Source organism: Pseudomonas sp. NBRC 111138, assembly GCF_001320835.1.
GTDB classification, from domain to species: domain Bacteria; phylum Pseudomonadota; class Gammaproteobacteria; order Pseudomonadales; family Pseudomonadaceae; genus Aquipseudomonas; species Aquipseudomonas paracarnis.
In genome coordinates this window covers 19,107-45,173 of sequence record NZ_BCBO01000142.1, presented here as the reverse complement: position 1 = coordinate 45,173, position 26,067 = coordinate 19,107, and the positions used below count along the sequence as shown (strand labels likewise).

General features: G+C 58.0%; 32 protein-coding genes and 1 tRNA gene. 10 read left to right on the top strand and 23 right to left on the bottom strand.

Features of this window, described 5'->3' with window-relative positions; translation table 11 throughout:
* Positions 1 to 3 precede the first annotated feature (3 nt).
* From rlmN to trmJ, 12 genes are all read right to left on the bottom strand, one after another.
* On the bottom strand, positions 4 to 1,152 hold the full coding sequence (rlmN, locus tag APH41_RS24540) for a 23S rRNA (adenine(2503)-C(2))-methyltransferase RlmN (protein WP_003194014.1): 1,149 nt from the start codon (positions 1,150 to 1,152) through the stop codon (positions 4 to 6).
* A 29-nt stretch (positions 1,153 to 1,181) separates the two neighbouring features.
* Positions 1,182 to 1,607 carry a nucleoside-diphosphate kinase gene (ndk, locus tag APH41_RS24535; protein WP_003175956.1) on the bottom strand — a complete coding sequence of 142 codons (426 nt, stop codon included), beginning with the start codon at positions 1,605 to 1,607 and terminating at the stop codon, positions 1,182 to 1,184.
* Between the two features lie 92 nt (positions 1,608 to 1,699).
* Positions 1,700 to 1,900: a Fe-S cluster assembly protein IscX gene (gene iscX, locus APH41_RS24530; RefSeq protein WP_034128025.1), complete on the bottom strand. Its 201-nt coding sequence runs from the start codon at positions 1,898 to 1,900 to the stop codon at positions 1,700 to 1,702.
* Between the two features lie 14 nt (positions 1,901 to 1,914).
* Positions 1,915 to 2,256, bottom strand: a complete 342-nt coding sequence (gene fdx, locus APH41_RS24525; protein ID WP_032895388.1) for an ISC system 2Fe-2S type ferredoxin — start codon at positions 2,254 to 2,256, stop codon at positions 1,915 to 1,917.
* Between the two features lie 3 nt (positions 2,257 to 2,259).
* Entirely contained in the window at positions 2,260 to 4,122 is a 1,863-nt protein-coding gene (gene hscA, locus APH41_RS24520) for a Fe-S protein assembly chaperone HscA (RefSeq protein WP_034128026.1), read from the bottom strand.
* Positions 4,123 to 4,173: 51 nt separating this feature from the next.
* Positions 4,174 to 4,695 carry a co-chaperone HscB gene (hscB, locus tag APH41_RS24515; RefSeq protein WP_054922022.1) on the bottom strand — a complete coding sequence of 174 codons (522 nt, stop codon included), beginning with the start codon at positions 4,693 to 4,695 and terminating at the stop codon, positions 4,174 to 4,176.
* 8 nt (positions 4,696 to 4,703) lie between these two features.
* A complete protein-coding gene (iscA, locus tag APH41_RS24510; RefSeq protein ID WP_003209680.1) occupies positions 4,704 to 5,027 on the bottom strand; it encodes an iron-sulfur cluster assembly protein IscA in 324 nt (107 codons plus the stop codon).
* A gap of 28 nt (positions 5,028 to 5,055) precedes the next feature.
* Positions 5,056 to 5,442, bottom strand: a complete 387-nt coding sequence (iscU, locus tag APH41_RS24505) for a Fe-S cluster assembly scaffold IscU (protein ID WP_003175965.1) — start codon at positions 5,440 to 5,442, stop codon at positions 5,056 to 5,058.
* A gap of 99 nt (positions 5,443 to 5,541) precedes the next feature.
* On the bottom strand, positions 5,542 to 6,756 hold the full coding sequence (locus tag APH41_RS24500) for an IscS subfamily cysteine desulfurase (RefSeq protein WP_003194019.1): 1,215 nt from the start codon (positions 6,754 to 6,756) through the stop codon (positions 5,542 to 5,544).
* A gap of 50 nt (positions 6,757 to 6,806) precedes the next feature.
* On the bottom strand, positions 6,807 to 7,298 hold the full coding sequence (gene iscR / locus APH41_RS24495; protein WP_003194020.1) for a Fe-S cluster assembly transcriptional regulator IscR: 492 nt from the start codon (positions 7,296 to 7,298) through the stop codon (positions 6,807 to 6,809).
* A 287-nt stretch (positions 7,299 to 7,585) separates the two neighbouring features.
* Positions 7,586 to 8,371 (bottom strand): serine O-acetyltransferase, encoded by a 786-nt coding sequence (cysE, locus tag APH41_RS24490; protein ID WP_034128028.1) that lies wholly within the window; start codon positions 8,369 to 8,371, stop codon positions 7,586 to 7,588.
* Positions 8,372 to 8,373: 2 nt separating this feature from the next.
* Positions 8,374 to 9,144 (bottom strand): tRNA (cytosine(32)/uridine(32)-2'-O)-methyltransferase TrmJ, encoded by a 771-nt coding sequence (gene trmJ / locus APH41_RS24485; RefSeq protein ID WP_054922019.1) that lies wholly within the window; start codon positions 9,142 to 9,144, stop codon positions 8,374 to 8,376.
* 145 nt (positions 9,145 to 9,289) lie between these two features.
* Between trmJ and suhB the strand changes: the two genes are divergently transcribed.
* Positions 9,290 to 10,105 carry an inositol-phosphate phosphatase gene (gene suhB / locus APH41_RS24480; protein WP_005791195.1) on the top strand — a complete coding sequence of 272 codons (816 nt, stop codon included), beginning with the start codon at positions 9,290 to 9,292 and terminating at the stop codon, positions 10,103 to 10,105.
* Between the two features lie 206 nt (positions 10,106 to 10,311).
* On the opposite strand, the gene APH41_RS24475 is transcribed toward suhB, so the two are convergent.
* From APH41_RS24475 to queA, 6 genes are all read right to left on the bottom strand, one after another.
* A complete protein-coding gene (locus tag APH41_RS24475; protein ID WP_003194023.1) occupies positions 10,312 to 10,854 on the bottom strand; it encodes a glycine zipper 2TM domain-containing protein in 543 nt (180 codons plus the stop codon).
* A 123-nt stretch (positions 10,855 to 10,977) separates the two neighbouring features.
* Positions 10,978 to 11,892, bottom strand: a complete 915-nt coding sequence (gene secF, locus APH41_RS24470; RefSeq protein ID WP_003194024.1) for a protein translocase subunit SecF — start codon at positions 11,890 to 11,892, stop codon at positions 10,978 to 10,980.
* 9 nt (positions 11,893 to 11,901) lie between these two features.
* On the bottom strand, positions 11,902 to 13,770 hold the full coding sequence (secD, locus tag APH41_RS24465) for a protein translocase subunit SecD (protein ID WP_003194025.1): 1,869 nt from the start codon (positions 13,768 to 13,770) through the stop codon (positions 11,902 to 11,904).
* A 62-nt stretch (positions 13,771 to 13,832) separates the two neighbouring features.
* On the bottom strand, positions 13,833 to 14,171 hold the full coding sequence (gene yajC / locus APH41_RS24460; RefSeq protein ID WP_003175975.1) for a preprotein translocase subunit YajC: 339 nt from the start codon (positions 14,169 to 14,171) through the stop codon (positions 13,833 to 13,835).
* A 43-nt stretch (positions 14,172 to 14,214) separates the two neighbouring features.
* Complete coding sequence (gene tgt / locus APH41_RS24455; RefSeq protein ID WP_032803964.1) at positions 14,215 to 15,330, bottom strand: tRNA guanosine(34) transglycosylase Tgt; 1,116 nt, start codon at positions 15,328 to 15,330, stop codon at positions 14,215 to 14,217.
* Between the two features lie 5 nt (positions 15,331 to 15,335).
* Positions 15,336 to 16,385: a tRNA preQ1(34) S-adenosylmethionine ribosyltransferase-isomerase QueA gene (gene queA / locus APH41_RS24450; protein WP_034128030.1), complete on the bottom strand. Its 1,050-nt coding sequence runs from the start codon at positions 16,383 to 16,385 to the stop codon at positions 15,336 to 15,338.
* A gap of 108 nt (positions 16,386 to 16,493) precedes the next feature.
* Between queA and APH41_RS24445 the strand changes: the two genes are divergently transcribed.
* Together APH41_RS24445 and APH41_RS24440 are read left to right on the top strand one after the other, a co-directional pair.
* Positions 16,494 to 16,578, top strand: a tRNA-Leu gene (locus APH41_RS24445).
* A gap of 83 nt (positions 16,579 to 16,661) precedes the next feature.
* Positions 16,662 to 16,991, top strand: coding sequence for a hypothetical protein (locus tag APH41_RS24440; RefSeq protein WP_054897815.1), 330 nt, complete (start codon positions 16,662 to 16,664; stop codon positions 16,989 to 16,991).
* Positions 16,992 to 16,998: 7 nt separating this feature from the next.
* Here APH41_RS24440 and APH41_RS24435 read toward each other — a convergent pair whose 3' ends face one another.
* The gene (locus APH41_RS24435; RefSeq protein ID WP_054922017.1) at positions 16,999 to 17,634 is read right to left on the bottom strand and encodes a LysE family translocator; all 636 of its coding nucleotides are present in this window, start codon (positions 17,632 to 17,634) and stop codon (positions 16,999 to 17,001) included.
* Positions 17,635 to 17,790: 156 nt separating this feature from the next.
* On the opposite strand from APH41_RS24435, the gene APH41_RS24430 reads away from it, so the two are divergent.
* Positions 17,791 to 18,162 carry a PH domain-containing protein gene (locus APH41_RS24430; protein ID WP_019817496.1) on the top strand — a complete coding sequence of 124 codons (372 nt, stop codon included), beginning with the start codon at positions 17,791 to 17,793 and terminating at the stop codon, positions 18,160 to 18,162.
* 80 nt (positions 18,163 to 18,242) lie between these two features.
* On the opposite strand, the gene APH41_RS24425 is transcribed toward APH41_RS24430, so the two are convergent.
* A complete protein-coding gene (locus tag APH41_RS24425) occupies positions 18,243 to 18,818 on the bottom strand; it encodes a PIN domain-containing protein (protein ID WP_054922014.1) in 576 nt (191 codons plus the stop codon).
* The gene (locus APH41_RS24420; protein WP_054922011.1) at positions 18,815 to 19,285 is read right to left on the bottom strand and encodes a helix-turn-helix domain-containing protein; all 471 of its coding nucleotides are present in this window, start codon (positions 19,283 to 19,285) and stop codon (positions 18,815 to 18,817) included. The genes APH41_RS24425 and APH41_RS24420 overlap by 4 nt, the downstream gene beginning before the upstream one ends.
* A gap of 193 nt (positions 19,286 to 19,478) precedes the next feature.
* On the opposite strand from APH41_RS24420, the gene APH41_RS24415 reads away from it, so the two are divergent.
* From APH41_RS24415 to APH41_RS24410, 3 genes are read left to right on the top strand one after another with little or no spacing between them, the layout of a single operon-like run.
* Positions 19,479 to 20,633 carry an S-type pyocin domain-containing protein gene (locus APH41_RS24415; RefSeq protein ID WP_054922009.1) on the top strand — a complete coding sequence of 385 codons (1,155 nt, stop codon included), beginning with the start codon at positions 19,479 to 19,481 and terminating at the stop codon, positions 20,631 to 20,633.
* 7 nt (positions 20,634 to 20,640) lie between these two features.
* Positions 20,641 to 20,898, top strand: coding sequence for a colicin E3-like toxin immunity protein (locus tag APH41_RS28550; RefSeq protein ID WP_082430498.1), 258 nt, complete (start codon positions 20,641 to 20,643; stop codon positions 20,896 to 20,898).
* Positions 20,899 to 20,953: 55 nt separating this feature from the next.
* Positions 20,954 to 21,361: a barstar family protein gene (locus APH41_RS24410; RefSeq protein ID WP_306109888.1), complete on the top strand. Its 408-nt coding sequence runs from the start codon at positions 20,954 to 20,956 to the stop codon at positions 21,359 to 21,361.
* 20 nt (positions 21,362 to 21,381) lie between these two features.
* Here the strand turns inward: APH41_RS24410 and APH41_RS24405 are convergent, their stop codons facing one another.
* Both APH41_RS24405 and APH41_RS24400 read right to left on the bottom strand, forming a co-directional pair.
* Positions 21,382 to 21,756 carry a cytochrome c family protein gene (locus tag APH41_RS24405; RefSeq protein ID WP_034128041.1) on the bottom strand — a complete coding sequence of 125 codons (375 nt, stop codon included), beginning with the start codon at positions 21,754 to 21,756 and terminating at the stop codon, positions 21,382 to 21,384.
* 30 nt (positions 21,757 to 21,786) lie between these two features.
* Positions 21,787 to 22,218: a VOC family protein gene (locus APH41_RS24400; protein ID WP_054897818.1), complete on the bottom strand. Its 432-nt coding sequence runs from the start codon at positions 22,216 to 22,218 to the stop codon at positions 21,787 to 21,789.
* 162 nt (positions 22,219 to 22,380) lie between these two features.
* Between APH41_RS24400 and APH41_RS24395 the strand changes: the two genes are divergently transcribed.
* The 3 genes from APH41_RS24395 (at position 22,381) to APH41_RS24385 (ending at position 25,810) form a co-directional block, all read left to right on the top strand.
* Positions 22,381 to 22,743 carry a response regulator gene (locus APH41_RS24395; protein ID WP_003194033.1) on the top strand — a complete coding sequence of 121 codons (363 nt, stop codon included), beginning with the start codon at positions 22,381 to 22,383 and terminating at the stop codon, positions 22,741 to 22,743.
* Positions 22,744 to 22,955: 212 nt separating this feature from the next.
* The gene (locus APH41_RS24390) at positions 22,956 to 23,570 is read left to right on the top strand and encodes a biliverdin-producing heme oxygenase (protein ID WP_054922006.1); all 615 of its coding nucleotides are present in this window, start codon (positions 22,956 to 22,958) and stop codon (positions 23,568 to 23,570) included.
* The gene (locus APH41_RS24385; RefSeq protein ID WP_054922004.1) at positions 23,567 to 25,810 is read left to right on the top strand and encodes an ATP-binding protein; all 2,244 of its coding nucleotides are present in this window, start codon (positions 23,567 to 23,569) and stop codon (positions 25,808 to 25,810) included. The genes APH41_RS24390 and APH41_RS24385 overlap by 4 nt, the downstream gene beginning before the upstream one ends.
* Positions 25,811 to 26,067: the final 257 nt, after the last annotated feature.

Here is a 26,067-nt window from a genome sequence, read left to right as displayed (position 1 = left end):
CTCTCAGATTCGATTCACAGCGATTTGCGGCAAATCTTCAGCGGCGTTAAGTTCGCGCACGGCGATATAACGTTCACTGCGGCGGGTGCGGTCCATCACCTGCCCTACCAATTGGCCACACGCGGCATCGATGTCTTCACCACGAGTGGTTCGCACAGTGACGTTATAGCCGGCCTGGTGCAGTTGATCCTGAAAACGACGGATGGCGTTGTTGCTCGGCCGCTCGTAGCCAGAATGAGGAAACGGGTTGAACGGGATCAAGTTGATCTTGCACGGGGTGTCCTTGAGCAATTCGATCATCTCGACCGCGTGCTCCAGCTTGTCGTTGACGTCCTTGAGCATGGTGTACTCAATGGTCAGCACACGCTTCTCACCCAGGGTCGCCATATAACGCTGGCACGATTCGAGCAGCATCTTAAGCGGATATTTCTTGTTGATCGGCACCAATTGGTTACGCAATGCGTCATTAGGTGCGTGCAGCGACAACGCGAGGGAGACGTCGATGTGCTTGGCCAGCTCATCGATCATCGGTACCACGCCGGAGGTCGACAGGGTCACACGGCGTTTGGAGATGCCGTAGCCCAGGTCGTCCATCATAAGGTGCATGGCCGCAATCACGTTGTCGAAGTTCAGCAGCGGCTCACCCATGCCCATCATCACCACGTTGGTGATGGCACGGTCGACGGTCGCCGGGACGCTGCCAAAGGATTTGTTGGCAATCCACACCTGGCCGATGACTTCGGCGGCGGTGAGGTTGCTATTGAAGCCTTGCTTGCCGGTGGAGCAGAAACTGCAGTCCAGGGCACAGCCTGCCTGGGACGAAACGCACAAAGTGCCACGTTTGCCCTGGGGAATGTACACGGTCTCGACACAGCTACCGGACGCCACGCGCACTACCCACTTGCGGGTACCGTCGCTGGAAATGTCCTCGCTGACCACTTCGGGACCACGCACCTCGGCAATGGCCTTGAGCTTGTCGCGCAGGGCCTTGCTGACGTTCGTCATGGCGTCGAAATCGTCGACGCCAAAGTGGTGAATCCACTTCATTACCTGACCGGCACGGAAACGCTTCTCCCCGATTGAGTCGAAGAATTTCTCCATTTCCGGCTGAGTCAGACCCAGCAGGTTGGTTTTAACAGTCGATGTAGTCATGGATTCACCCTCACTCTTTAAGCCGATGCTTAGCGAGCGGTTACTTCAGTAGCAGCGAAAAAGTACGAGATTTCGCGAGCAGCAGCAGCTTCGGAGTCCGAGCCGTGAACAGCGTTGGCGTCGATGGATTCAGCGAAGTCAGCACGGATGGTGCCAGCAGCAGCTTCTTTAGGGTTGGTAGCGCCCATCAGCTCACGGTTCAGAGCGATAGCGTTTTCGCCTTCCAGAACCTGGACAACAACAGGACCGGAGATCATGAAGGCAACCAGGTCGCCGAAGAAGCCACGAGCGCTGTGCTCAGCGTAGAAGCCTTCAGCTTCAGCCTTGGACAGTTGCTTGAGTTTCGAAGCTACAACCTTCAGGCCGGCTTTTTCGAAACGAGTGGTGATCTCGCCGATGACGTTTTTTGCAACAGCGTCAGGCTTGATGATGGAGAAAGTACGTTGAACAGCCATGGTGTAACTCCAGAAACGGTAATTTACGAAAAATTAAACCCGCGAATTATACGCGGGTTATTGGGTATTGCCTAACTGCGTAAAAAGGCGGCTCAGTCTGCTTCTTCGATCCACAGGCCTTGAATCGCCTCAAGGACCTTTTCGCCACCCCGGTCAGGGATGTCGTCAAAATCCGGCAGTGCCATTACGAGGTCGCGCAGCTTGACGAAGTTCACGGTAAGAGGATTGACCTCAGGATGAGCTTCAGCAAGTTGTATAGCGATTTCTTGTACATCAACCCATTTCAGGCTCATGACATTTCCTTGAATCAATGCGGCGCTTCGGCTGCATGGTTGAGCGAATATTTCGGGATTTCGACGGTGAGGTCTTCAGTCCCCACTTTCGCCTGACAACTCAGGCGCGACGTCGGCTCCAGGCCCCACGCCCGATCAAGATAGTCTTCTTCCAGGTCGTCAGCCTCATTTAGGCTGTCGAAACCTTTACGAATGATGCAGTGACAGGTGGTGCAGGCATTGACGCCGCCACAGGCACTTTCGATCTCGATGTGGTTGTCATGGGCGACGTCGAGCAGGGACTTGCCGGTCTCAGCCTCCACGACCATGCCCTCAGGGCAATGTTCGGCGTGCGGTAGAAAAGTGACCTGCGGCATCAGTTATTCCTCAATTTCATTCAGGTTGCGGCCCGCCAGCGCGGCTTTAACCGTCTGATCCATACGGCGGGCGGCAAAGGCATCAGTCACTTGCGACAGGCGCTTGGTCTGTTGCTCGATGGCGTAACCATCGTTGCCTTTCATCAGTTCGGCCAGTTCCTGCATCTGCAGGTCAATGACCATGCGTTCTTCGGCATCCAGCAGGCGCTCGCCGTCGGCTTCAAGGGCGCCCTGCACCGCTTCGAGCAGGCGCTGGGCATCCACTTGTTGCTCGCGCAATACGCGGGCGACCTTGTCGTCACCGGCATACTGGAACGAGTCCTTGAGCATCTTGGCGATTTCGCCATCGGTGAGGCCGTAGGACGGCTTGACCTGGATGCTGGCTTCAACGCCAGACGCCAGTTCGCGCGCAGCGACACTGAGCAGGCCATCGGCATCGACCTGGAAGGTCACGCGAATTTTCGCTGCGCCCGCCACCATCGCCGGAATGCCACGCAACTCAAAACGCGCCAGGGAACGGCAGTCGCTGATCAGCTCGCGCTCGCCTTGCAGCACATGAATCATCATGGCTGTCTGGCCGTCTTTGTAGGTGGTGAAATCTTGGGCACGTGCGACGGGGATGGTGGTGTTGCGCGGAATCACCTTCTCCATCAGGCCGCCCATGGTTTCCAGGCCCAGGGACAACGGGATCACGTCGAGCAAAAGCAATTCGCCGCCATCACGTTTGTTACCAGCCAGGGTATCGGCCTGGATGGCAGCGCCGATGGCGACGACTTGATCCGGGTCGATTTCGGTCAGTGGTTGGCGCCCAAAGGCTTCGGCTACCGCTTCACGCACGCGCGGCACGCGGGTGGAACCGCCTACCATGACCACTGCGCCAACGTCTTCCAACTCGATACCGGAATCACGCACAGCACGACGGCAGGCTTTGAGGCTGCGGGCAACCATCGGCTCGATCAGCGTATCAAAGGCTTCGCGAGTCAGTGGCGCCGACCAGTTACCGTAGCAAACGTCAACAGAAGCAGCGTCAGTCAGCGCCTCTTTGGCCGCACAGGCAGTTTGCAGCAGGTTGCGCTGCGCGCCTGGGTCCAGGTCGGCCGACAAGCCGGCACTGCTGATGATCCAGCCAGCAATGGCGTGATCGAAATCATCGCCACCCAGAGCGCTGTCGCCGCCGGTCGCGAGCACTTCAAACACACCGCCGGTCAGGCGCAAGATCGAAATATCGAAGGTGCCGCCGCCCAGATCATAAATAGCGACCAGGCCTTCAGCGTGCTGATCGAGGCCGTAGGCCACAGCCGCCGCAGTCGGCTCGTTGAGCAAGCGCAGCACGTTCAGGCCGGCAAGTTTCGCTGCATCCTTGGTGGCTTGACGCTGGGCATCATCGAAATACGCCGGAACGGTGATAACCGCCCCTACCAGCTCACCACCCAGGGTGTTTTCCGCACGCTGGCGCAGCACCTTGAGGATATCGGCCGACACTTCCACCGGGCTCTTGGGCCCCTGGACAGTGTCAATGAACGGCATATGGGACTCGCCGCCGACAAAGCGGTACGGCAGTTGGTCACCCAATTGCTTGACGTCGGACAACCCACGACCCATCAAGCGCTTGACCGACAACACCGTGTTCAAGGGGTCTGCGGACGCGGCGAGCTTGGCCGATTCGCCCACTTCAGTGCGGTCGGCGTGATAACGCACGGCAGACGGCAGGATCACCTGCCCATCGGCGTCGGGCAGCGGTTCGGACAGGCCGCTGCGCAAGGCAGCAACCAGGGAATTGGTGGTGCCCAGGTCAATCCCGACCGCCAGGCGACGCTGGTGCGGTTGAGGGCTTTGGCCGGGTTCGGCGATTTGCAGTAGAGCCATGGTAATCAGGTCTTATCTGTCTATCAGGCGTGCATCACGGGCAGCACTGGGTTAATCGTCGAGGCGCTCTTCTAGCTGGCGCACTTCGTAGGTGAGCTTGTCGAGAAACTGCATTCGCCGCATCAGGCGTTCGGCCTGTTCGCGTTGCGCCGCATCATCCCAACAGGCTGCGAAGCTTTCGTTGAGCTCATCCTGGGCGGTTTTCAGACGACGCTTGAAGACCGCAACACCGGCTATATCGGCTTCGTCCTGCAAGTCTTCGAGCTCTTCGCGCCACTGCATCTGCTGCATGAGGAAGTCCGGATCGTGCACCGTAACTTCCAACGGCAACTCGCCACCGCACAGGGCGAGCAGGTAACGCGCGCGTTTCGCGGGGCTTTTGAGCGTCTGATAGGCTTCGTTGAGGCTGGCCGATTGCTCAAGGGCCAAGCGCTGCTCACGCTCGGAAGCGTCAGCGAAGCGGTCCGGATGCACCCCACGCGCCAATTCACGGTAGCGCGTGGCGAGCTGCTCAAGGTCCAGCCGAAAGCTCGGCTGCAGCTCGAATAAAGCGAAATGACAAGGAGTACCCACGAGTAGCCTCAGATGTTGAAGCTTTCGCCGCAGCCACATTCACCGCGCACGTTAGGGTTGTTGAACTTGAAGCCTTCGTTCAACCCCTCCTTGACGAAATCGAGTTCGGTGCCGTCCAGGTAGGTCAGGCTCTTGGGGTCGATGATCACTTTCTCGCCGTGACTTTCGAACACCTGATCCTCTTCAACCACCTCGTCGACAAACTCCAGCACGTAGGCAAGGCCGGAACAGCCCGTGGTGCGTACACCCAGACGAATCCCCTCACCTTTACCGCGCCCATTCAGGGAGCGGCGAATGTGCTGCGCAGCCGCTTCTGTCATGCTGATAGCCATCGTTGACTCCTTACTCGTCGCCAAATGCTTAGATCAAGCCTTTCTTCTGCTTGTAGTCGCGAACGGCTGCCTTGATGGCATCTTCAGCGAGTACGGAGCAGTGGATTTTCACCGGCGGCAACGCCAGTTCTTCGGCCAGCTGGGTGTTGCTGATAGTGACAGCCTCATCCAGGGTCTTGCCTTTCATCCATTCGGTCGCCAGGGAGCTGGATGCGATGGCCGAACCGCAGCCGTAAGTCTTGAATTTGGCGTCTTCAATAACGCCAGCATCGTTGACCTTGATCTGCAGGCGCATCACATCGCCGCACGCCGGGGCGCCGACCATGCCGGTGCCGACATCTGGATCTTCCGCGTTCATCTTGCCGACGTTGCGCGGGTTTTCGTAGTGGTCGATGACCTTTTCGCTGTAAGCCATGGTACTGAATCCTCACTCATCAGGGCCGCTCTGGAACCCTGTAGAAACGCCTGCGTTTTCCGCCACGTTCCTACAGAGCTTGGGTGGCGGCTTCTATAGTTAGTGTGCCGCCCACTCGATCTTGGAAATATCGACACCGTCTTTGTACATGTCCCACAGTGGCGACAGAACGCGTAGCTTGTTGACGGCTTCGCAGACCTTCTGCGCGGCGTAGTCGACTTGCTCTTCAGTGGTGAAGCGGCCGAACGTAAAGCGGATAGAGCTGTGGGCCAGTTCGTCGTTGCGGCCCAGGGCGCGCAGTACGTACGAAGGCTCAAGGGACGCCGAAGTGCAGGCCGAACCGGACGATACCGCCAGGTCCTTGAGCGCCATGATCAGCGACTCGCCTTCAACGTAGTTGAAGCTCAAATTCAGGTTGTGCGGTACACGGGCGGTCATGCTGCCGTTGATGTACAACTCTTCAAGGTTTTCCACCTGCTTGTAGAAGCGATCACTCAGGGCCTTGATGCGCACGTTTTCGGCAGCCATGTCTTCCTTGGCTACACGGAAAGCTTCGCCCATACCGACGATCTGGTGGGTCGCCAGGGTGCCCGAACGCATGCCGCGCTCGTGACCGCCGCCGTGCATGGTGGCTTCGATGCGCACGCGAGGCTTGCGGCTCACGTACAGCGCGCCGATGCCTTTAGGGCCGTAAGTCTTGTGGGCCGAGAACGACATCAGGTCGACTTTCAGCTTGGACAGGTCGATATCGACCTTGCCGGTGGACTGAGCAGCGTCGACGTGCAGCAACACACCCTTGGAGCGGGTCAGCTCGCCGATGGCGGCGATGTCGTTAATCGTGCCGATTTCGTTGTTCACGTGGATCACCGAAACCAGGATGGTGTCTTCACGCATCGCAGCTTCGATCATCGCCGGGGTGACGATACCGTCGGTGGTTGGCTCAAGGTAGGTGACCTCGAAACCTTCACGCTCCAGTTGGCGCATGGTGTCCAGGACAGCCTTGTGCTCAATCTTGGTGGTGATCAGGTGTTTGCCTTTGGTCGCGTAGAAATGCGCCGCGCCCTTGATAGCCAGGTTGTCGGACTCGGTGGCACCGGAGGTCCAGACGATTTCGCGCGGGTCGGCATTGACCAGGTCAGCGACCTGGCGACGAGCGTTCTCGACCGCTTCCTCGGCTTTCCAGCCGAATACGTGGGAACGGGAGGCCGGGTTGCCGAAGTTTCCGTCGACCAGCAGGCATTCGCTCATTTTTTGCGCGACACGCGGATCAACCGGGGTGGTCGCTGAGTAATCAAGGTAAATCGGCAATTTCATGGACTTTCTCCTAAATCAGGCTGGCTGGCGTGCCGTTAGCTCTTCGGCTGTCACTCGACGGCGGACGCTTCGATCTTGTCCAGACGCGGCGCCTTGGTGTTGCAACGGCGCTGGTCCTGACGCTGGGCTACTTCTTGCACCTCACGGCGAGTCACAAGATCAGCCAAGCTGATACCACTCAAAAACTCATGGATCTGCAGGCTCAAGTCACACCACAAGTGGTGTGTCAGGCAGGTGTCGCCGGCATGGCAGTCACCCAAACCCTGGCATTTGGTGGCATCGACGGATTCGTTGACCGCGTCGATCACCTGGGCCACCTGAATACCCTGCATGTCGCGGGACAGCTGATAGCCGCCACCCGGACCGCGAACGCTGGAAACCAGATTGCTACGGCGCAATTTGGCGAACAACTGCTCGAGATAGGACAGGGAAATGCCTTGGCGCTCGGAGATATCGGCCAGGGACACCGGCCCAGTTTGCGCGTGCAAGGCCAAGTCGAGCATGGCGGTCACCGCGTATCGGCCTTTTGTAGTCAGTCTCATGGACAAGTACCAAGGTGTTTCAGAATGGGAGCAAGTATGCGATTCCCGAGTATTTAAGTCAACTATAAGACCTAGTACTTTAGTCAGGATTACCCGTAAAAAGGGCGCGCGAATCATAGCAGGATGGGGTGGGATCGAACAGCGCAACCAGGCCTGCTGCAAGACCACCGAACCAATGGAGATCAAATGTGGGAGCTGGCTTGCTTGCGATTGCGGTGGGCCAGCAATCTATAAGCAAGCTGATAGACAGCTATCGCAGGCAAGCCAGCTCCCACAAGAGACCGCGTTCAGCCTGCCTTGGTGGTAGCGGCTTCGTCCTTGATTTCAGCAAAATCTTCCTCACGCAGTTCAGGCAAGTCTTTGGCACAGTACGGGCTGCCCAACTCCTTCAGCGCCCCGCACATACCCTCCAGCTTGCCGTCCACCGCCTGCAAATGATCAAGCAATTGACCAATCGCACGAGCCACCGGGTCGGGCATATCTTCACTGACGCCATAGGCATCGAAACCAATCTTCTCGGCCATCGCCTTGCGCTTGGCCTCTTGCTCATCACCGACTTGCGGCTTGACGATGATGCGGCCTGGAATGCCCACAACCGTAGCACCCGGCGGCACAGCCTTGGTCACTACCGCGTTGGAGCCAACCTTGGCGCCGGCACCCACGGTAAACGGCCCGAGCACCTTGGCGCCCGCCCCTACTACCACGCCATCGCCCAGCGTTGGGTGGCGCTTACCCTTATTCCAGGTGGTGCCGCCCAGGGTGACGCCTTGATAGAGGGTGACGTCATCGCCGATCTCGGCCGTCTCGCCAATCACGATACCCATGCCGTGGTCGATAAAGAACCGACGACCTACCTTGGCACCCGGATGGATCTCGATACCGGTCAACCAACGCCCAAAGTTCGATACCAGCCGCGCCAGCCACTTCCAGCCCATGCCCCACAGGGCGCCGGACAAGCGGTGGATCCAGATCGCGTGCATGCCCGGGTAGCAGGTCAGCACTTCAAAGGCGTTGCGCGCCGCCGGGTCACGGTGGAAAACACTTTGGATATCTTCTCGCAAACGCTCGAACATTTTTAATCCTTCCGCTCAAGAAGCTCACCACGGGCCGCTTTCTGGGTTTCCGTGAGGATGCCACGCAATATGTTCATTTCAGCCCGGCTCACCGAGCTGCGGCCGTACAAACGACGCAGGCGCGCCATCAAGTGCCGTGGCTTTTCAGGGTCGAGGAATTCGATGGCGACCAGGGTTTGCTCCAGGTGCTCATAGAACCGTTCCAGCTCGTCCATGGTGGCCAACTCGCCACTTTTGGTCGATGCAACCTCTTCCTTTTCCATTTTGCTCGGCTGGCCAGCAGCGGCCAGCCAGGCCATGCGCACTTCATAAGTCAGCACCTGCACCGCAGCCCCGAGGTTCAGCGAGCTGAACTCAGGGTCTGAGGGAATATGCACGTGGTAATGACATCGCTGCAGCTCTTCGTTGGTCAGGCCGGAGTCTTCACGGCCGAATACCAAGGCGATTTCAGCACCGCCAGCAGCCTCTTCCACCATTTTGGTGCCGCATTCACGCGGATCCAGCAGCGGCCAAGGGATACGACGATCACGGGCGCTGGTGCCGAGCACCAGATTGCAGCCGACCAAGGCATCCTCCAAGGTGGCGACCACTTGGGCATTTTCAAGCAAGTCATTGGCACCGGACGCACGGGCATCAGCCTCGTGGTGCGGGAATACCCGCGGTTCGACCAGCACCAGGCGCGTCAGCCCCATGTTTTTCATGGCTCGCGCCACCCCGCCGATGTTGCCGGGATGACTGGTATTGACCAAGACGACACGAATGTTTTGCAGCAAGGGAGGCGCTCGCGGACACAGGAAAGGGGAGCAAATCTTACAGAACCGCCTAAGGTTATGCCATGAAAGCGAACGTCGTCCTTCACCTGAGGAAAGTTTCTGCTAGAATGCTCGGCTTTCTTTAACAACCTTAGGTGACCTATCCATGCAGCCCATGCTGAATATCGCGCTGCGCGCCGCCCGCAGCGCCAGTGAATTGATCTTCCGCTCCATCGAGCGCCTGGATACCATCAAGGTCGACGAAAAAGACGCCAAGGATTATGTATCCGAGGTGGATCGCGCCGCCGAACAGAAAATCATCGACGCCCTGCGCAAGGCCTACCCTACCCACGGCATCCTCGGTGAAGAAACCGGCCTGCACAAAGGCAGTGGCGAAGGTGAAGACTACCTGTGGATCATCGACCCACTGGATGGCACCACCAACTTCCTGCGCGGCATCCCGCACTTTGCCGTGAGCATCGCCTGCAAATACCGTGGCCGCCTGGAACACGCCGTTGTGCTGGACCCGGTTCGCCAGGAAGAATTCACCGCCAGCCGTGGCCGTGGCGCCCAACTGAACGGCCGCCGCCTGCGTGTCAGCGGCCGCACCAGCCTGGAAGGCGCCCTGCTGGGTACCGGCTTCCCGTTCCGTGACGACCAGATGGACAACCTGGAGAACTACCTGGGCATGTTCCGCGCCCTGGTTGGCCAGACCGCCGGCATCCGCCGTGCCGGTGCAGCCAGCCTGGACCTGGCGTATGTAGCCGCCGGTCGCTTTGATGCGTTCTGGGAGTCGGGCCTGTCCGAGTGGGACATGGCAGCAGGCGCCCTGCTGATTCAGGAAGCAGGCGGCCTGGTGAGCGACTTCACCGGTGGTCATGACTTCCTGGAGAAAGGCCACGTCGTGGCTGGCAACACCAAATGCTTCAAGGCAGTACTGACGGCGATCCAGCCGCACCTGCCGGCTTCGCTGAAGCGCTAAGCGAGCGAGCACAAAAAAGCACCCCGCGGGGTGCTTTTTTTATGCGTGGGATTTAGCAAAAAACCAATTCCAACTGACTCAATACAATCCAATGTGGGAGCTGGCTTGCCTGCGATGGCGGGCTGCCAGCCAACTGATTAGTTACTGACCCACCGCTATCGCAGACAAGCCAGCTCCCACACTTGGATCGAAACCAGACCTGGGGATTACTGCTGGTTCTGACCGAGGATCAGACGACCTTCCTTATCCACCGGGATCTGGCTGCCAGGGTCGCGCTCCATACGCACGGTACCTTCCTTGCCGTCCAGGTTGTAACGCACGTCATAACCGACCACCTTGTCACTGATGTCGTTAACGGTGTTACAGCGAGTTTGCGTAGTGGTGTAGGTATCGCGGTTCTGCATACCTTCCTGAACCTTGTTACCGGCGTAGCCACCACCGACCGCACCGGCCACGGTGGCCAGCTTCTTACCGTTACCGCCACCAATCTGGTTGCCCAGCAGGCCACCCGCAAGGGCACCCACCACGGTACCGGCGATTTGATGCTGGTCCTGCACCGGACGTTGCCGGGTCACGGTGACGTCCTTGCAGACCTCACGCGGGGTTTTGATCTGGGTTTTAACCGGCTGCACCGCCAGTACTTGCGCATACTCAGGGCCGCTTTTTACCAGGCTGTAGGTGGCAACAGCGCCTCCGGCAGTCACACCGACAGCACCCAATACCGCACCAACCAGCAACGACTTGTTCACATGAACCTCCTGACCATCACAAGCGGACCGAAAGATCCGCGCTATACCCAGCCTTGGAGCAAAAAAAAAGGCGCGAGTTCAATACTCGCGCCTTTCTTGTAACAGCGGATCAACAAACGCCCATCAAGGACGGTCGTCGACCTCCTTGTCGGTAGCGGCAGGAGGGATCAAGTCTTCGCTGTTGAGGTTCAGCCAGATCAGCACCACGTTGGCGATGTAGATCGACGAGTAGGTACCCGCCAGAACGCCGATAAACAGCGCCAGGGAGAAGCCCCACAGGTTGTCGCCACCGAAGATCATCAGCGCAGCAATCGCCAGCAAGGTAGAGATCGACGTCGCCATGGTCCGCAGCAGGGTCTGGGTGGTGGAGATGTTGATGTTCTCGATCAACGTCGCCTTGCGCAGTACGCGGAAGTTCTCACGAACCCGGTCGAATACCACGATGGTGTCGTTGAGCGAGTAACCAATGATCGCCAGCACAGCCGCCAGTACGGTCAGGTCGAAGGTGATCTGGAAGTAGGCCAGGATACCCACGGTCACGACCACGTCGTGGATCAGCGACACAATGGCGCCGACACCGAACTTCCACTGAAAGCGGAATGCCAGGTAGATCATGATGCCGACCAGCGCCATCAGCATGCCGAGGCCGCCCTGATCGCGCAGTTCTTCACCCACTTGCGGGCCGACGAACTCAACGCGCTTGACCGACGCCGGGTTATCGCCGCCGACCTTCTGCAAGGCCTCGGCTACCTGGTGACCCAGTTGCGGGTCTTCGCCAGGCATGCGCACCAGCAGGTCGGTGGTGGCACCAAAGCTCTGCACAACGGCTTCGTGATAGCCGGCCTTGACCAGCTCGCTGCGCACCAGGGTAACGTCGGCCGGCTTCTCGTAGGTCAGCTCGATGAGCGTACCGCCGGTGAAGTCCAGGCCGTAGTTCAGGCCCTTATGGAACCAGCTGAACAACGCCAGAACGGTAAGGAGCACGGTGACGCCGAACGCAACGTTGCGAACGCCCATGAAGTTGATTGTACGTAACATGGCAGCCCCTTAAATCCACAACTTCTTGAAGTCACGCCCGCCAAAGATCAGGTTGACCATTGCGCGGGTCACCATGATGGCCGTGAACATCGAGGTAAAGATCCCGAGGGACATGGTCACCGCAAAGCCTTTCACCGGGCCCGTGCCCATGGCGAAGAGAATCCCGCCGACCAACAAGGTGGTCAGGTTGGAGTCGAGGATCGCGGTAAATGCCCGGCCGAAGCCTTCGTTGATTGCACGCTGTACGGTCATGCCGGCGGCGATCTCTTCACGAATCCGCGAGAAGATCAGCACGTTGGCGTCCACCGCCATACCCATGGTGAGTACGATACCGGCGATACCTGGCAGGGTCAGTGTGGCGCCCAGCAACGACATCAAGGCCAGCAGCATCACCATGTTGCCCGCGAGGGCGACAGTGGCGATCACACCAAAGAAGCGGTAGATGGCGATGATGAACAGCGACACGAACAACATACCCCACAGCGCCGCATCGACACCCTTGGTGATGTTGTCGGCACCCAGGCTCGGGCCGATGGTACGTTCTTCAGCGAAGTACATCGGTGCCGCCAGGCCACCGGCACGCAGCAGCAACGCCAGCTCGGAAGACTCGCCCTGGCCGTTCAGGCCAGTGATACGGAACTGAGCACCCAGCGGCGACTGGATGGTCGCCAGGCTGATGATCTTCTTCTCTTCCTTGAAGGTCTGCACTGGCACGTCTTTCTCGACGCCATTGACCATCTGCTTGGTGTAGGTGGTCACCGGGCGTTGCTCGATGAAGATCACCGCCATGCTGCGACCGACGTTGCTGCGCGTGGCGCGGCTCATCAGTTCGCCACCGTGGCCATCCAGACGGATGTTCACTTCAGGCGTGCCGTGCTCGCCGAAACCGGCCTTGGCGTCGGTCACCTGGTCACCGGTGATGATCAAGCCACGCTCGATCAGCGCTGGAGGGCGGTTGCCTTCGCGGAATTCGAATTCTTCGGAAGTGGCACGCGTAGCGCCTGGGTCTGCCGCGAGACGGAACTCCAGGTTGGCGGTCTTGCCGAGGATACGCTTGGCTTCAGCGGTGTCCTGTACGCCTGGCAGCTCAACCACGATGCGGTTGGCGCCCTGGCGCTGCACGATCGGCTCGGCTACACCCAGCTCGTTGACGCGGTTACGGACCGTGGTCAGGTTCTGCTTGATGGAGTATTCGCGGATTTCAGCGATCTTGGCCGGGCTCATCGCCAGACGCAGCACCGCTTGACCATTGAGGTCGGCCGGTACGATGTCGAAGTCATTGAAGTTCTTGCGGATCAGCGCACGGGCCTGTTCGCGGGATGCTTCGTCAGCAAAGCCCAGCTGGATGGCGCCGTTGAGCTGCGGCAGGCTGCGATAACGCAGCTTCTCTTTGCGCAGCAGGCTCTTCACGTCGCCTTCGTAGACCTTCAGACGTGCGTCCAGGGCCTTGTCCATGTCGACTTCCAGCAGGAAGTGCACACCACCGGACAAGTCCAGACCCAGCTTCATCGGGTGCGCGCCAATGCTGCGCAGCCATTGTGGCGTGGTCTGGGCCAGGTTGAGCGCGACAACGTAGTCGTCACCCATGGCCTTGCGTACGACATCCTTGGCCGGCAATTGGTCTTCTTGCTTGGTCAGGCGCAACAAGCCGCCTTTGGAACCAGCCGCCAAGGTTGCCGCTTTAACCTGGATGCCCGCGTCGTTGAGCGCTTTGCTCGCACGGTCCAGATCAGCCTGATTGACCTGCAGCGAAGTGCTGGCGCCAGAGATCTGGATCGCCGGGTCATCAGGATAGAGATTGGGAGCGGAATAAATAAAACCGATCGCCAGCACCGCCAGGATCAGTACGTATTTCCACAGAGGGTATTTGTTCAGCATCACGCCGCCCGCTTATAACGCGGGGCGCCTTGCGCGCCCCGTCGATTGGTAAAGGTTGTTACTTAGATCGCTTTGAGCGTGCCTTTAGGCAGCGTGGCGGCGATGGCGCCCTTCTGGAACTTCATTTCCACGGTGTCGGAGACTTCCAGTACCACGAAAGCATCGGAAACCTTGGTGATCTTGCCGGCGATACCGCCAGTGGTCACGACTTCGTCGCCTTTTTGCAGGCTGCCCAGCAGGTTTTTCTGCTCTTTGGCGCGCTTGGCCTGTGGACGCCAGATCATCAGGTAGAAAATGACCAGGAAGCCGACCAGGAAAATCCACTCGAAACCACCGCCCATAGGGCCGGCAGCAGCAGGCGCAGCGGCGTCAGCCATGGCGTTAGAGATAAAAAAGCTCATTTAGCACTCCAGTTGCAAATAGTGAATCTTAGGGTCGGAAAACTCAGTCCAAGGGCGGCACAGGGAGGCCACGCTTGGCATAGAAGGCATCGACGAAGGCGGCCAATGTACCCTGTTGAATAGCCTCGCGCAAACCAGCCATCAGGACTTGGTAATGACGCAAATTGTGGATGGTATTCAACATGCTACCCAGCATTTCCCCACACTTGTCCAGATGGTGCAGATAAGCACGGGAGAAGTTCTGGCAGGTGTAGCAGTCACAGGTAGGATCCAGCGGCGAATCATCATGGCGATGGAACGCGTTACGGATCTTCAGCACGCCTGTATCGATGAACAGATGCCCATTGCGGGCATTACGGGTTGGCATCACGCAATCGAACATGTCCACACCGCGGCGCACACCCTCTACGAGATCTTCCGGTTTGCCAACGCCCATAAGGTAACGAGGTTTGTCTGCGGGCATCAGGCCTGGCAGGTAATCGAGCACCTTGATCATTTCGTGCTTGGGCTCGCCCACCGACAGACCGCCGATGGCCAGGCCGTCGAAGCCGATCTTGTCGAGGCCTTCCAGCGAGCGTTTGCGCAGGCTTTCATGCATGCCGCCCTGGACAATACCGAACAGCGCCGCCGTGTTATCGCCATGGGCGTTCTTCGAACGCTGGGCCCAACGCAGCGACAGCTCCATGGAGATACGCGCCACGTCTTCATCGGCTGGGTATGGCGTGCACTCGTCGAAAATCATCACGATGTCCGAGCCCAGGTCACGCTGTACCTGCATCGACTCTTCCGGGCCCATGAACACCTTGGCGCCGTCGACCGGCGAGGCGAAGGTCACGCCCTCTTCCTTGATCTTGCGCATGGCGCCCAGGCTGAACACCTGGAAACCACCGGAGTCGGTGAGGATCGGGCCTTGCCACTTCATGAAGTCATGCAGGTCGCCATGCTTCTTGATCACTTCCGTGCCCGGACGCAGCCACAGGTGGAAGGTATTGCCGAGGATAATCTCGGCACCGGTGGCGACGATGTCGCGGGGCAACATGCCTTTGACGGTGCCGTAGGTGCCGACCGGCATGAAGGCCGGGGTCTCCACAGTGCCGCGTGGGAAGGTCAGGCGGCCGCGACGGGCTTTGCCGTCCGTAGCGAGCAATTCAAACGACATACGACTCATAAGTTGTCCTCAGGGCCGCGCGGCGCCGGGTTACGGGTGATAAACATCGCATCACCGTAGCTGAAAAAACGGTACTCGTTAGCAATGGCGGCCTGGTAGGCAGCCATGGTTTCCGGGTAACCGGCAAATGCCGACACCAGCATCAACAGCGTGGATTCCGGCAAATGGAAGTTGGTGACCAGACAATCGACCACATGAAAGGGTCGCCCTGGAAAAATGAAGATATCGGTGTCGCCACTGAACGGCTTGAGCACGCCATCACGCGCTGCACTCTCCAGCGAACGCACACTGGTGGTGCCCACGGCAACCACTCGACCGCCACGCGCCTTGCACGCCGCCACCGCATCCACCACGTCCTGGCTGACTTCCAGCCACTCGCTGTGCATATGGTGGTCTTCGATGTTATCCACACGCACCGGCTGAAACGTACCGGCCCCCACGTGCAGGGTCACATAGGCCGTGTCGACGCCCTTGGCGGCAATCGCATCCAGCAATGGCTGGTCGAAATGCAGCCCGGCAGTCGGGGCGGCGACGGCGCCGAGGCGCTGTGAGTACACGGTCTGATAGCGCTCGCGGTCCGCGTCTTCATCGGGGCGGTCTATATAAGGAGGCAACGGCATATGGCCGACGCGCTCCAACAACGGCAACACTTCTTCGGCAAACTTGAGCTCGAACAAGGCATCGTGGCGCGCGACCATCTCGGCTTCGCCACCGCCCTCAATCAAGATGCTCGACCCCGGTTTGGGCGATTTGCTGGAGCGCACATGGGCGAGCACGCGGTGGCTGTCCAGCACCCGCTCCACCAGGATTTCCAGCTTGCCGCCGGATGCTTTCTGGCCAAACAGCCGCGCCGGAATCACCCGGGTATTGTTGAAAACCATCAGATCGCCTGGGCGCAAATGCTCAAGCAAATCAGTGAATTGACGGTGTGCGAGGGCACCGCTGACCCCGTCCAGGGTCAGCAGTCGACTGGCGCGACGCTCGGCCAAAGGGTGGCGAGCGATCAGCGAATCAGGGAGCTCAAAAGTAAAGTCAGCAACGCGCATGATGGGGTTCGTCTAGCAGGGCCGGGAAGTCTAGCGGAAATAGTGAAAATAGACCATGAAACGTGATTGACCAACGGTAATCTCATCTCTATACTTCGCCGCCATTGAGCCCTGATGGCGGAATTGGTAGACGCGGCGGATTCAAAATCCGTTTTCGAAAGGAGTGGGAGTTCGAGTCTCCCTCGGGGCACCATCTTAAAAAAAGACCTTGAAATTCAAGGTCTTTTTTTTCGCCTGCAAAAAAGTGCCAGGCGTGGCAGTGGAGGGAGCGGGACCATGGAGTTGACGCTTGAAGCGGTTGCGTTGTTTGCATTGAAGCTGGTGCATGAGACTGACGACGGTAGCCCGTTGCTGCGCGATGATCCCGTGATGGAGGGCTATGATCGCGAGGTGTTCGGGTTGTTGGTGCGCCAGGGAAACCTGGCCGAGATCCAAGTGAAGCTCGATGAATGCCTGTCTCTGGCACTCGACACCCTGGGTGGCGCCGATACCGTCATGGGTCGCGAGTTGCAGCGGCTCGCAACGAACGTGCGCGAAGCACCGACCCTGGAAATACTCGACGCCCCGCTCCACGCACTCAAGGATTACCTGAAAGCCATCCTGTGACGTGGACTTACTTGCGCCCTTCCACCGCCATCCGCACCGCCAAGCCCATCAATACCGACCCCATCAGCCAGCGCTGCAGCACCTGCCAACCAGGCCGGGTGACGAAGAACACCGCGATGGAACCCGCCATGCAGGCAATCACCGCGTTGACGCTCACGCTGATAAGAATCTGCAGGGAGCCCAGCGCCAGGGATTGCACCAGCACACTGCCATGACCGTTAGGGTCGATGAACTGGGGCAGCAACGACAAATACATCACCGCCACTTTGGGATTGAGCAGGTTGGTGACCAGCCCCATGGTAACCAACTTGCGCGGGCTGTCCTTGGGCAAGTCGCGCACCTGGAATGGCGAACGCCCACCCGGCTTGACCGCCTGCCAGGCCAGGTACACCAGATACAGCGCCCCGCCGAGCCGCAGCGCGTCGTAGGCAAACGGCACCGCCATCACCAACGCCGTGATACCCAGCGCCGCGCACACCATATACACCACAAACCCCAGCGCCACCCCGCCCAGGGAAATCAACCCGGCCGTGCGCCCCTGGCAGATGGAGCGGGAAATGAGGTAGATCATGTTCGGCCCCGGTGTCAGTACCATGCCGAGTGAAATCAGGCCGTAGGCGAGCAAGCTGGACATATCAGGCATGGATTGGCTCCTGGTTTTTTAAGCTGCCAGCGTGAAATCCTTCGCCGACGCGGTCGTGTTGAGCGTCATGCTAGGGGCTTGAAGGCCCAGGCGTTAGATACAGATCCGCAAGCAAAACGTCATACACCGGCGGCACCACCTACCCAGGACAGGCACATGATCGACTTCAACAACAAAGGCTTTTTCAAGCTCAAGCAAAACGACGAATACGCCGAGCGCGTAGCGGCCCTGCTGCTGGACGGCGAAGAAGTGGTCGACGCCTACAAGGCCATGCGCGACGGCGTCGTGTTCACCACCAAACGCATCATCGCGGTGAACGTGCAAGGGATTACCGGCAGCAAGAAGGACTTCACCTCATTGCCGTACAAAAACATCGTGGCGTACTCGGTGGAAACGTCCGGGACGTTTGATCTTGATTCGGAGTTGGAGATTTACTTTTCGTCGTTGGGGAAGGTGAAATTCGAATTCACTGGCAAGACCTCGATCGTGGAAATCTCCCGGCTGATTTCCAAGCACCTGCTGAGTTGATCCACAGGCATAAAAAAGACATTGGCGTTTCAAGGTCTTTTTTATTGTGGTTCAACTGACGTACACCGGGCTCATCCTGCTCACAGCATCATTTCATAAGGTCCCATTGCCTTGCTAGTCTGCACCAAGCCCTGCCGCATCAACATTTCGAGATAGCTTCCCGCCTCCATCGCGGGCTTCTTCAACGCCCTCCTCTGCTTCTGCGCTGCTCCCAACACTGCCGCCTGATCCAAATCCCAGAGATCCGAAATAAAGTCATCCGGATGCATCGGTTCAATGTCATAGGCAGCCAATACATGCGGTGGAAAGTCTTTCAAATTGAAGGTCACGATAACCTCAGCTTTACTTCGAATGGCCGCTGCCAACACATGCCGGTCATCCGGATCTGGTAAATCCAAACTCGAACACAGGTCCTCATATCCGGTCACCAGAGCGTCAGGTATCGCAATGTCCATAAGCGCCGACGTGCAGTCCACCTGAGCCGCCGTAAGATCGGGTCGGTTCTTGAGTACGTTGCGCTTCCACTCATCCTGAATCTGGGCAGTCCATCGCGCTCGATACAAACCAGACAAACCAAGCCACATGAGTAAGTCCCTAAGTGCCGCAGGATAGAGAACACAAGCGTCGTATACCGCAGTAAAGGGCGAACACCTCATCCGTCATACCCCATTCCCAACTCCTGGGCCTGTTGAACCAGCGCTTCCATTGCCTCTTGGCTTTGCTCGTCACGCCGTTGCTTGAACGCCATCAAATCCGAAAAGCGGACTCGCCGATGTCGACCCGTTTTTGTAAAAGGGATAGCGCCGTCCTCGAGCATTTTGACCAAATGCGGGCGTGACACATTAAGCAGGTCGGCCGCCTCCTGCGAGGTCAACTCGGCATGAACCGGCACTACCTTGACGGCATTGCCGAGCGCCAATTCGCCCAGAATATCGACCAGCAGGCGCAGTGCGGAGGTTGGGAGTACAAGCCTGTGTGGCTTATCTTCTTTGTCGAAGATGTCGATGCGCTGGGTTTCAAATTTGGTCGACAATAGGGACGCTAATTCACGCTGGCCTTGCACTGCCGCCTCGACTTCTTTTTCCAGCGGAAGGATCGTTTTTGGAAGGTTGTTGATGGTCATGATGCAACTCCGGTCTTGCGCAATTCAGTTGAGGCCAACGCTAAACGAAACAAACGAAAATCGCAATATTCGAAACAATGCCGGCGACTCACGTACCAGTCAACTTTTCCCACATCAACTGAAAATTGAGCTGATATCGGTTCCTGACTCCCCCTCATAGGCTCACTCCCTCGCGCAAGGAAGTGAATCGGTCATGTCAGAACGCTTTTATCCACCCACCGAACAAGCGTTACTCAAGCGACGAATCCTCACCCGGCAACCGTCGCGTATGCCGTATTCGCCTACTGTCGATTTTTTCGAGCCATCCCCTGCCCCGCCACCTACACCAGCCAAACCTCCCGGCTGCGTCTTCATCAAGCCATGCCAACTGCCTGACGGTATCGCCCATTACTCGAGCCCCACCGGTTTTGTTCCACTGGAACTGATCAAGGAGTACAGCCATTTAAGTCTGTTGGGCGGGCGCGAAGTGGACGCCCGAGGCGCGGTTGCCTTGCGCAAGATCAGCGGCAGTGCACTGCCAGCCGGCTTAGGGCAGTTGGCATTGCGTACAGCGTTTTTGGAATCGGCGGCCACAGTCAGCGCATCCGTCGCTGGTAGCCTGTTGACAGGGTTGGTAGCGCTGGCTTGGCCGTCGGATCTAAGTGATAGCGCGCTCTACAACGAGGAACAATTGCGTTCGCTGCAACGAGCGCGTTCGCAGATGCGGCTGCATATCGAGCAACGCGACGACGGCACGCTCAAGGGGTATGGGTTTTACACAGGTAACAATGCCGATTGGCAGATGATTGATGTGGTGCAATTTCAAAACCGCAGTGGCCAGTTAGTAGCAGATTTGAATAATGGCGTAGAGCTGATCTGGACGCCCTCCGTTGATCCAAATGACACCTTAGGTATTCCGGCATTGGAGGCTGCGCCGCAAGCACCGGTGATCTGGATCTACCCACCGACGGGAACGGCGGCGCAGATTCTGGTTAACCCTATTTACCCACCGGACTATCGGGATTTTATTCTGGTGTTTCCGGCGGAGTCGGGGGTTCGGCCGCTGTATGTGGTGGTAGGTGCCAAGGCTGGGGATCACAAGTACCACAAAGCGCCTAACACTGAACAAATAACTGGCTTTGAAAAACTGATAAAAGCAAAACCCAAGACTCCCAGACAAGGAGGCGCCGGGCTGAGAGAACGCTGGATTGAGGAAAAAGGTCGGAAGATCTATGAATGGGACTCTCAGCACGGGAAGCTGGAGGTTTATCTAGCAAGTGATGGGAGCCATATAGGTGCGTTCAACCACATAAGCGGCGAGCAGCTAAAAGGGCCGATCAAAAAACGAAACATCAAAAAATATTTGTGAGGACTACATGGGACTAAAAATAAGGTTGGAATGGTTCGACAGAACCACAGAGAGGCTAAGAGGAACGGAAAGTTCAGCGGACTGCGGAGATGACTATTCGGTGATTTCCACGCTCGGGTTGTTGAGCGCAGCGGAAGTCAATAACGGCATGTTTGAATTGCGCAGGGAATGGCTATCAGTGATACAGCCGCGCTTTTCTCATGAAATTGCTCTTTCAGAAAGTGACTACTTCATCGCATTTGATTACGAAGTTTCAAACGAGTAATGACTCAAAGAATTCAGCCTGAGCTATAGCAGATGAAAAAGCAAATGGTGCACAAGTGACCCGTTCATCCCTCATCAAAATTGACCTTAGCCGCATCCAGAACCACAAAGAACTTCACGCCACGCTGTGCACTTCACTCAACTTTCCCAACTGGTATCGCCAAAACTGGGATGCTTTTTGGGACGCCATCACCGGCTTGGTAGAAATGCCTGATACGCTTGAGTTTTCTGATTGGGATATTTTTTCAGAGCACCTACCCCACGATGCCAAGATGCTATGGGAGTGCTTGGCTGAACTCGCGACCCTTTTACCCGGACCTTGCGTCGCGGGTTCAGCAAGGCTTTTTTGTAGGAGCGAGCTTGCTCGCGAAAACGTCAACGATCACGCGTGCTTCCTGAATGAATGCGACGCCTGTGAGCTTTTCGCGAGCAAGCTCGCTCCTACAGAGGACAGAGGACGGTGATGCGTGCCAGCCTGGGCATCTCACTTGGGCTGGAATGTCTCCAAATACGCCAGGATATTTTCAATCTTCTCCTGGTCACTGATCCCCCAGAAGATCATCCGCGTGCCACTGACCACCGATTTCGGGTCTTCAATGTAGGCCGCCAGTTTTTCCCGCGTCCACACCACGCCCGAGTTCTTCATCGCATCCGAATACTGATAGTCCTGAGTGGTACCGGCAGGCCGGCCAATGATGCCGTTCAGTTCCGGGCCAAAACCACCCCGCGCGCCTTCACCAATGCTGTGGCAGCCGCCGCAGGTCTTGGTGAACAATTTGCCGCCCGCCTCGGCGTCGCCCGCAGCGAACGCGGGTGCGGCGATAACGGTCAGGGCGAGAGTCAATAACACATACTTCATTCACGTCTCCCTATCGGCTGTTGCCTTGGATTATGCCTGTTCGACCGGCCTTTCTCCCAGCCGCTGCACCAGACGCACCAGATACCCGTCCGGGTCTTGCACGATGAACTGGCGCTGCCCGGCCTCCACGTCACCGGCTCGGTACCAGGCGTCCTCTACATCGCGGAACAAGGGCCAGCCGATCTGCGCCAAGCGTTGCAGGATGGGTGCTACGGCGGGCACATCGATTTGCAGGTTGATGCCGCGCCCGAATGGGGGCTGCAACGGTGCGGTAAGCCACTGGCCGGCCTCGGGGCCGTATTGTTCGAGCATGATTTGCGCGCCGTTAAGGTCGAGGTAGGCAAAGCCTTCTTCTGCGCGCTGATAGGCAATAGCAAAACCTAACTGTTCGATCCAGAACGCCAGGCTCGCGCCAAGGCGGGTGACGATCAGTTCAGGCACGAGTGGGTTACGGTCGAACATGGCATTCCTTGGATGGCAGGGTGGCGTTCACCTTAACGGATTGTCGTGCCCATGGCTCACAAGCAGCCAAATGACCACCCATCGTTTAAAAAACATCCAATCGAACCTATATACCCAACCCCTACTCCACCTTACTGAACCCCTGATGGTGGAGTAAGGATCATGGCTCAGCCATCGATTTTGGTATTGGAAGACGACGAGATCATTCGGGCGTTGATGGTGGATGTGCTGGAAGACTTTGGTGCGGTGGTGACATCGTTTGCATCGGCAGACGAAGGGATGATTTACCTGGAGCGCGGCGATGACCCGGTGGATTTGATTGTCAGTGATATTCAAATGCCCGGCTTGCTCAATGGTTATGACTTGAGCCGTGTCGTCGCCCACCGGTGGCCTGAAGTACAGGTAGTGCTGACCTCAGGTAATACGAAAATCGCCGCCGAGCTGGGCAGTTCCGTGCGGTTTCTGCCCAAGCCCTGGAGTACCGACCACTTGCTTGAGTGCGTGCAGACAGCATTGACGCACTAGGGCCAGTCCCGGGATTGATGGCAGCGCGATATCATTTCAACCGAACTTGAGGGCTAGTTCTGCGGTCATGTAAGGTGCAGGGAGCGACTTTTCTGATCCGATGGTCAGCCTTTTCGCTTCTGCGTTCAGCTGACGACAATGAGTCGTGTAGAATCGTCGCCCATTTTCACGCGTCATTCATGGCCGACAGGCCCACAGTTCGAGCTCATTGAATGCATTCACAGGCCCATGACGTTAGTGCGCCCTCCTTGTTGGAAACGTTGCGCACGGGCACGGGCCTGCTGCATGTGGCGTTGGAACAGCGCCTGCCGTTTTTTTCCGAGCGCCTGGATGCCCAGTGGTATCGGCGCTTGCTGCAGGCGTACCACGGCTTTTATCAGCCAATGGAAGCGGCGCTGTATGACAGCGGTTTGATTCCCGACGGATATGAGTCTGCGTTGCGTGTGAAAACGCCAACCCTGGTCCATGACCTGCACGCGCTCGGCCTGACTGAGCACGCCATCCATGCCCTGCCTCGCTGTACCCAGCTCCCCGTATTAGACACACCAGCTGCGTGCCTCGGCGCCCTGTATGTGCTGGAAGGCGCCACCCTGGGCGGCCAAGTGCTGCGCCGGGAAATAGCCCTGCGCCTGGATGTGAACGCCGACAACGGCGGTGCCTTTCTCAATGTATACGGCGCCGAGACCGGACGGCGCTGGAAAGATTTCCTCGATTATCTGGGCCGTCAGCCACTGGATACAGATGCCGCCGTGCGCGCGGTGATGGCGGCCCGCTCGACATTCAGCGGCTTTGAGCAATGGCTCGACAGCCAGGAGGTATTGCTATGAAACCCGAAGATTTTGAAGAGCTGCTTGCCAACTGCGCCGACGAACCCATTCGTTTTCCGGGGGCCATCCAGCCCCACGGCGTGCTGCTGACCTTGTCGGAACCTGGCCTGAACATCATTCAGGTAAGTGCCAACGTCGGTACGTTGTTCGGCCACGCCCCCGAGGCGCTGTTGGATCAACCGTTGCACAGATTGATTGGCGAGGAGTACGCCCAGGCCGTGCAAACCATGGCCGAGGACAGCGCATTCCTGGACTCGCCGCCCCTGCTGATAACCTTCAAGGGTGAGCAGTTCGAAGGCCTGTTGCATCGCCATCAGGGCGTGTTAGTGCTGGAATTCGAACCACGGCTCAAGGATTTCAAACCCCGAGCGCACAGTGGCCGCACCAGCGACCTGGGCAAGATGCTGCACCGCCTGCAATCGGCAAAGACCTTGGAGGCGCTCTACGCCATCACCGTCAACGAAATCCAGGCCATGACCGGTTATGACCGGGTGCTCATCTATCGCTTCGAAGAGGAAGGCCATGGTCAGGTGATCGCCGAGGCCTCGGCGCCGTCCATGGAATTGTTCAACGGGCTGTTCTTCCCTGCGTCCGACATCCCCGAGCAGGCTCGCGAACTGTATCGCACCAACTGGCTACGGATCATCCCGAATGCATCCTACGAACCGGTACCGCTGGTGCCCAAATTGCGCCCGGACACCGGGCAGCCTCTGGACCTGAGCTTCGCCACCCTGCGCAGCGTGTCGCCGATTCACTGCCAGTACATGCAGAACATGGGCGTGTTGTCGTCCATGAGTATTTCACTGATGAAGGGCGACAAACTCTGGGGCCTGATCAGTTGCGGCAACCGTGAGCCGCTGCTGGTGCCCAACGACCTGCGCATGGCCTGCCAGACCATCGGCCAGGTGCTGTCATTGCAGATCAGTGCCATGGAGGCCCTGGAGCTGAGCCGCCAGCGCGACGAGAAAGTCGAAGCGCTGGCGCTGCTGGATCGGGCGATGAAAGCCTCTGCCAATAACGTATTCGACGGCTTGGCCCAGCAAGGCCGACTGCTGATGGACCTGACCCTCTCCGGCGGCGTGGCGATCATCGAAGACAAGCAATTACACCGCTACGGCAACTGCCCGGAACCGGCGCAGATACGCGCGCTGCACAAGTGGTTGCAGGGCGACGGCGCACCGGTATTTTCCAGCCATAACCTGGCCTCGGTTTATCCGCCGGCCGCCGAATACCAGAGCGTGGCCAGCGGCGTGCTCGCCATGAGCTTGCCCAAGCCTGTGGATAACGGGGTGCTGTGGTTTCGCCCGGAAGTCAAAGAGAACATCCACTGGAGTGGCGACCCGCAGAAGCCGCTGAATCTGGAAACCTGCGACGCGGGCATGCGCCTTCGCCCACGCACCTCGTTTGAAATCTGGAAAGTGGAAATGGCTGGTATCTCCACCAAGTGGAGCCATGGCGACCTGTTTGCCGCCAACGATTTGCGCCGCTCGGCCCTGGAGACCGACCTGTCCCGCCAAGTGCTGCGCGAGCAACAAGCGGTGCGTGCGCGGGACGAGCTGGTCGCGGTGGTTTCCCACGACCTGCGCAACCCCATGACCGTCATCTCCATGCTCTGCGGCATGATGCAAAAAGCCTTCAGCTCCGATGGTCCCCACACTTCACGGCGCATATCTTCCGCCATTGACACCATGCAACAGGCTGCCGGGCGCATGAACGTGTTGCTGGAAGACTTGCTCGACACCTCGAAAATCGAAGCCGGGCGCTATGTGGTCAAGCCGGTGGCGCTGGACGTCAGCCAGATTTTTGAAGAGGCGTATTCGCTGCTGGCGCCCTTGGCCTCGGAAAAGGGCATCGACCTGTCGTTCAATGTCGAGCCTGGCCTGCAAATCAAGGCCGACCCGGAGCGCTTGTTCCAGGTGCTGTCGAACCTGATCGGCAATGCGATCAAGTTCACTCCGCGCCAGGGCAACATCGGCATCAGCGCCATGAGCGCCGGCGAGGAGATTGTATTTTCGGTGCGCGACTCCGGTGAGGGCATTGCGCCGGACGATTTGCCCCATGTGTTCGATCGCTATTGGACCCAGACTGAAAACAACCCCACCGGCAGCGGGCTGGGGCTGTATATCACCCAAGGCATCGTTAAGGCGCATGGCGGCAGGATCGAAGCCGAGAGCAAGCAGGGTCAGGGCAGCGAGTTTCGATTTACCGTACCGAAGGTGACGATTGAGGCAAACAACTGAGCCATTTGCCGGCAGGGGCAACCATATTGCCCCTGCTGCCCCATAACCGAGGACGGAAAACCAAACATATACTCATACAACATTGCATTTCTTTAAAAAAGTTTCAAAATAAAACAACCAAAATTCAACAATAAAACCAACTCACCCATCACAAACAGAAACATAGAACACCTCGCAAAAAACACCGAACTCCACTAACTTACGCCGAGCACTGTTACAGGGAAGAACATGCCATGTAAACCATGCCATTAATAGTG

What these genes read in the sequence shown, in the direction of transcription:
- APH41_RS24385 (WP_054922004.1), top strand. Translation starts at nt 23,567, where the DNA reads ATGAAACCCGAAGATTTTGAAGAGCTGCTTGCCAACTGCGCCGACGAA.
- iscR (WP_003194020.1), bottom strand. Translation starts at nt 7,298, where the DNA reads ATGAGACTGACTACAAAAGGCCGATACGCGGTGACCGCCATGCTCGAC.
- suhB (WP_005791195.1), top strand. Translation starts at nt 9,290, where the DNA reads ATGCAGCCCATGCTGAATATCGCGCTGCGCGCCGCCCGCAGCGCCAGT.
- APH41_RS28550 (WP_082430498.1), top strand. Translation starts at nt 20,641, where the DNA reads ATGGGACTAAAAATAAGGTTGGAATGGTTCGACAGAACCACAGAGAGG.
- APH41_RS24425 (WP_054922014.1), bottom strand. Translation starts at nt 18,818, where the DNA reads ATGAGGTGTTCGCCCTTTACTGCGGTATACGACGCTTGTGTTCTCTAT.
- APH41_RS24400 (WP_054897818.1), bottom strand. Translation starts at nt 22,218, where the DNA reads ATGTTCGACCGTAACCCACTCGTGCCTGAACTGATCGTCACCCGCCTT.
- cysE (WP_034128028.1), bottom strand. Translation starts at nt 8,371, where the DNA reads ATGTTCGAGCGTTTGCGAGAAGATATCCAAAGTGTTTTCCACCGTGAC.
- iscA (WP_003209680.1), bottom strand. Translation starts at nt 5,027, where the DNA reads ATGGCTATCAGCATGACAGAAGCGGCTGCGCAGCACATTCGCCGCTCC.
- rlmN (WP_003194014.1), bottom strand. Translation starts at nt 1,152, where the DNA reads ATGACTACATCGACTGTTAAAACCAACCTGCTGGGTCTGACTCAGCCG.
- secF (WP_003194024.1), bottom strand. Translation starts at nt 11,892, where the DNA reads ATGTTACGTACAATCAACTTCATGGGCGTTCGCAACGTTGCGTTCGGC.
- APH41_RS24420 (WP_054922011.1), bottom strand. Translation starts at nt 19,285, where the DNA reads ATGACCATCAACAACCTTCCAAAAACGATCCTTCCGCTGGAAAAAGAA.
- APH41_RS24415 (WP_054922009.1), top strand. Translation starts at nt 19,479, where the DNA reads ATGTCAGAACGCTTTTATCCACCCACCGAACAAGCGTTACTCAAGCGA.
- secD (WP_003194025.1), bottom strand. Translation starts at nt 13,770, where the DNA reads ATGCTGAACAAATACCCTCTGTGGAAATACGTACTGATCCTGGCGGTG.
- queA (WP_034128030.1), bottom strand. Translation starts at nt 16,385, where the DNA reads ATGCGCGTTGCTGACTTTACTTTTGAGCTCCCTGATTCGCTGATCGCT.
- fdx (WP_032895388.1), bottom strand. Translation starts at nt 2,256, where the DNA reads ATGCCGCAGGTCACTTTTCTACCGCACGCCGAACATTGCCCTGAGGGC.
- APH41_RS24440 (WP_054897815.1), top strand. Translation starts at nt 16,662, where the DNA reads ATGGAGTTGACGCTTGAAGCGGTTGCGTTGTTTGCATTGAAGCTGGTG.
- APH41_RS24435 (WP_054922017.1), bottom strand. Translation starts at nt 17,634, where the DNA reads ATGCCTGATATGTCCAGCTTGCTCGCCTACGGCCTGATTTCACTCGGC.
- iscX (WP_034128025.1), bottom strand. Translation starts at nt 1,900, where the DNA reads ATGAGCCTGAAATGGGTTGATGTACAAGAAATCGCTATACAACTTGCT.
- APH41_RS24405 (WP_034128041.1), bottom strand. Translation starts at nt 21,756, where the DNA reads ATGAAGTATGTGTTATTGACTCTCGCCCTGACCGTTATCGCCGCACCC.
- yajC (WP_003175975.1), bottom strand. Translation starts at nt 14,171, where the DNA reads ATGAGCTTTTTTATCTCTAACGCCATGGCTGACGCCGCTGCGCCTGCT.
- APH41_RS24500 (WP_003194019.1), bottom strand. Translation starts at nt 6,756, where the DNA reads ATGAAATTGCCGATTTACCTTGATTACTCAGCGACCACCCCGGTTGAT.
- iscU (WP_003175965.1), bottom strand. Translation starts at nt 5,442, where the DNA reads ATGGCTTACAGCGAAAAGGTCATCGACCACTACGAAAACCCGCGCAAC.
- tgt (WP_032803964.1), bottom strand. Translation starts at nt 15,330, where the DNA reads ATGTCGTTTGAATTGCTCGCTACGGACGGCAAAGCCCGTCGCGGCCGC.
- ndk (WP_003175956.1), bottom strand. Translation starts at nt 1,607, where the DNA reads ATGGCTGTTCAACGTACTTTCTCCATCATCAAGCCTGACGCTGTTGCA.
- APH41_RS24395 (WP_003194033.1), top strand. Translation starts at nt 22,381, where the DNA reads ATGGCTCAGCCATCGATTTTGGTATTGGAAGACGACGAGATCATTCGG.
- hscA (WP_034128026.1), bottom strand. Translation starts at nt 4,122, where the DNA reads ATGGCTCTACTGCAAATCGCCGAACCCGGCCAAAGCCCTCAACCGCAC.
- APH41_RS24390 (WP_054922006.1), top strand. Translation starts at nt 22,956, where the DNA reads ATGCATTCACAGGCCCATGACGTTAGTGCGCCCTCCTTGTTGGAAACG.
- APH41_RS24430 (WP_019817496.1), top strand. Translation starts at nt 17,791, where the DNA reads ATGATCGACTTCAACAACAAAGGCTTTTTCAAGCTCAAGCAAAACGAC.